1 protein-coding gene is annotated in these 1,000 nt (G+C 65.8%); it reads left to right on the forward strand.

The window, feature by feature from the left end; all coding sequences use genetic code 11:
* The coding region (locus AC0TOY_RS00030; protein WP_473721374.1) for an RHS domain-containing protein at nucleotides 1-1,000 on the forward strand (1,000 nt) is incomplete at both ends.

Genomic DNA, 1,000 nt, shown 5'->3' on the forward strand with positions numbered 1-1,000 from the left:
CCCGGCGAGCAAAAGCTGGCCTGGCTGCACTACGGCTCCGGCCACGTCAGCGCTATCCGCTTCGGGCAGCAGCTGGTGACCGAGTTCACCCGCGACCGCCTGCACCGCGAGGTGCGCCGCACTCAGGGCGCGCGCGAGCAGCTCCGTCAGTATGACAGCCTCGGAAGACGCACCCTGCAGCGCAGCGAGCTGAGTACGGACGTGACCCTGCCGGAGCAGGAGCTACTGGAACGCCTTTATCGCTACACCGCGCGCGGCGAGCTTTCCGGCGTCAGCGACACCCTGCGCGGTGAGGTGGACTACGGCTACGACGCCGAAGGGCGCCTGCTGAAGCACTACGAGGCCCGCCAGGGGCACGGCCGCGCGCAGTTCAGCTATGACGCCGCGGATAACCTCGCCGCCAGTGACGATGCGGTACCGGTCACGGATAACCGCCTGCAGCACTGGCAGGCGCTGTTCATGAAATACGACCACTGGGGCAACCTGGTCAGCCGTCGCAACGGGCTGTATGAACAGCATTACGCCTATGACGCCGAGAACCGTCTGGTGTCCGCCCGGGGAACCGGGCCGGAAGGGCGCTTTGAGGCGCGCTATCACTATGACGCGCTGGGCCGCCGCACGCGCAAAATCGTCACCACGACGCACGGCACCACCGACACCCGATTCCTGTGGCAGGGCTACCGCCTGCTGCAGGAGCAGCAGGAGAGCGGGCTGTGCAGCACGTATATGTACGACCCTAATGAAGCCTGGAGCCCGCTGGCGAGGGTGGATCACCTCCGTGACCAGAAGAGCGGTGAGATTTACTGGTTCAATACCGACCTGAACGGCGCGCCGCTGGAAGTGACCGACGAGCGCGGCGCGGTGCGCTGGAGCGGCCAGTACGGCAGCTTTGGCGAAGTACATCATCAGAGTGAAGGATTCTCGAGGGTTGTGAATCGCTCGGCGATGGCGCACCAGCCGCTGCGCTATGCCGGGCAGTACGCTGACGGTGAGACGGGAC

It is taken from the genome of Enterobacter sp. PL_is379 (assembly GCF_055817355.1).